The sequence below is a fragment of the Priestia sp. P5_B4 genome (genome assembly GCF_056400385.1).
On the sequence record NZ_JBFULJ010000537.1, the window covers coordinates 1 to 2,599 of the forward strand.

The following is a 2,599-nucleotide window of genomic DNA, read 5'->3' on the forward strand; positions in this document are numbered from 1 at the left end:
GTTCATTAATTAAGTATGGGCTTTGATCAAATTTGTCTTGAAGCTGCTCTACTCGGTACTTTGTCATAGGCACTTCACACAAGATAATGTATCGTAACTCTTCTAAAAATAATTTATTCATCTTTCTCACATCCCTATTCTGTTAATAATTATATAATAGCACTATGCCTTCATATTTGGAAGCGTTTTCAACGTATTAATTTTAATATTTTTTTCTTCTCATTTCCTTTCGTTTTTTCTTTTCTTACGTGAATTATCTGTAGTATAGTTCGTTTTACGTAAAGACTCTAGCTACTTGTTAAACTACCTGACATACTTTTTGGGATTTTTATTATTGATGTCAAAAACTCTTGCATACCTAAGCGGAAACACCTTAAAAATAACGTCCTATGAGCCGGAATCGTCTTTAATTGTGATAAAATAAAAAATGGAAAATACATCATATAGGAGAGAGGCTATGGAAAAAGATCATATTTCAGAGCTTAAGATTTTAAAAGACATTGCCGAGATTTTAAATGAAGGTACTAATTTACATACAATGCTTCACGATGCTCTTTTAAAACTGCTGCAAATAACAGATTTAGAAACAGGATGGATCTTTTTTATTGACGAAAATGGAAAACATGAGATGATTGCCGCTCAGCATTTGCCGCCGGCTTTATTAAACAAAACCGCTCAGCCTATGTGTAACGGAAGCTGCTGGTGTGTTGATCGGTATATGGATGGCCGGCTTCAAAAAGCGTCTAATATTATGGAGTGCAAGAGACTTGAAGATTCCGTCATTCATGAGTGGGGAGATACACACGACATTACTCATCACGCAACGGTTCCTTTACAAGCAGGGGATGAGCGCTTTGGATTATTAAATGTAGCTGCCCCTCATAAAATTCATTTTGAACAGCGAGAGCTTGATTTATTAGGCTCTGTCGCTCTTCAAATTGGCACGGCTATCAAGCGGATTAAGCTGACTCAATCTCAGCAGGAAGTAAAACTTATTGAAGAAAGAAACAGACTGGCCAAAGATCTTCACGATTCTGTTAATCAGCTGTTGTTTTCGATTAATGTCACAGCCAAAGCCGGAAGCAGCTTAGCAAAAGATGTACAGTTAAAAGAGACTTTTTCCTTAATCCAAGAAACCGCTCAGCATGCTCAAGTGGAAATGAAAGCATTAATTTGGCAGCTTCGTCCTCAAGGTTTAGAAAACGGCATTGTCAGTGCGTTAAAAAGCTATGGTCAAATGCTAGGGCTTAACGTAAAAGAACAAATTAAAGGAGTGTCTGTTTTGCCTGCTGTGATTGAAGAGACACTGTGGAGAGTCGGGCAAGAAGCTTTTAATAATTGCCGAAAGCATGCGGGTACAGCAGAGGTACATTTAAACGTAAATATAAGCAAAGAACAAGTAATTATGAAAATTCAAGATAGCGGCAATGGATTTATATATAGCGCTTCAGCAGAATTGCCGACGATTGGGTTAAAAACCATGCAGGAGCGAATAAACAGATTAAATGGCAATCTATCTGTTACAAGCAGCATAGGAAACGGAACGGTTGTGGAAGTATCTATTCCTCTTTCATAACAGAAAGGAGCGCATATGAAAATAAAGATTCTAATCGCAGATGATCACCACGTTGTCCGAAAAGGACTTGTCTTTTTCTTACAGACGCAGCCAGACTTAGAAATTGTAGGAGAAGCTTCTAATGGAGAGGAAGCTTTAAAGTTAGCGGCATCCCTAGAACCACACATTGTTTTAATGGATTTATCGATGCCGATTCTCGATGGAATCGAAGCAACAAAAGAATTAAAAAAACAAGCACCGCATATACAAGTCATGATTTTAACAAGCTTTTCGGATCAAGACCATGTGATACCGGCATTAGAAGCTGGAGCTTCAGGCTATCAGCTAAAAGAAAGTGACCCCGATGAACTTGTAGCCGCTATTCGAAAGCTAATGAATGGAGAAAATCAGCTTCATCCAAAAGTCACCACCCACTTGCTAACAAGGTTAACCAAAAGCAGCGAAAAGAAAGTCAATTTTATTGACCACTTAACGAAACGAGAAAAAGACGTATTAAAAGAAATTGCAAAAGGTAAAAGCAACAAAGAAATCGGTGCTGCCTTACATATTACAGAAAAAACAGTAAAAACACATGTATCTAATATTTTATCCAAGCTTGGGGTTCAAGACCGCACGCAAGCAGCTCTATATGCTGTGCAGCATGGCATTTCCTAACCTACGACTTTAGTTGTAGGTTTTTCTCTGTGCTTCTCCGTCTATATCGGTAGCTTTCTTTCTKCCAATAGCATGACGAAAAAAAGTTCAACCATCCCTATAATATACATATAACCAAACGACAGAGGAGTAGATAAGCATGAACATACTTATTATCAATGGAAGTCCCAGAGAAACAGGTCGAACAACACAAGTGACGAGAGAGCTTCACAAAAGCTATCAAAGTGCTTTTTTAGATTTAAGCCAATTATCGCTTCCTATATTCACAGGTGAACCTCATCAGTATGAAACAGAAGAAGTACAAGAGCTAATTGAAAAAATAGAAAAAGCGGATGGTATTTTACTTGCGACGCCCGAGTACCACGGAGC

At 38.0% G+C, this 2,599-nt stretch carries 3 protein-coding genes; all 3 read left to right on the top strand.

Features of this window, described 5'->3' with window-relative positions:
* Positions 1-457: 457 nt before the first annotated feature.
* Positions 458-1,576, top strand: a complete 1,119-nt coding sequence (locus AC1DRF_RS22565; protein WP_427076461.1) for a GAF domain-containing sensor histidine kinase — start codon at positions 458-460, stop codon at positions 1,574-1,576.
* 15 nt (positions 1,577-1,591) lie between these two features.
* Positions 1,592-2,230 carry a response regulator gene (locus AC1DRF_RS22570; protein ID WP_427076462.1) on the top strand — a complete coding sequence of 213 codons (639 nt, stop codon included), beginning with the start codon at positions 1,592-1,594 and terminating at the stop codon, positions 2,228-2,230.
* Between the two features lie 139 nt (positions 2,231-2,369).
* Positions 2,370-2,599, top strand: a 230-nt coding sequence (locus AC1DRF_RS22575; protein WP_477741742.1) for an NADPH-dependent FMN reductase, incomplete at its 3' end; no start/stop codon positions are given.

Coding starts and splice junctions, on each gene's coding strand:
- AC1DRF_RS22565 (WP_427076461.1), top strand. CDS start 458: ATGGAAAAAGATCATATTTCAGAGCTTAAGATTTTAAAAGACATTGCC.
- AC1DRF_RS22570 (WP_427076462.1), top strand. CDS start 1,592: ATGAAAATAAAGATTCTAATCGCAGATGATCACCACGTTGTCCGAAAA.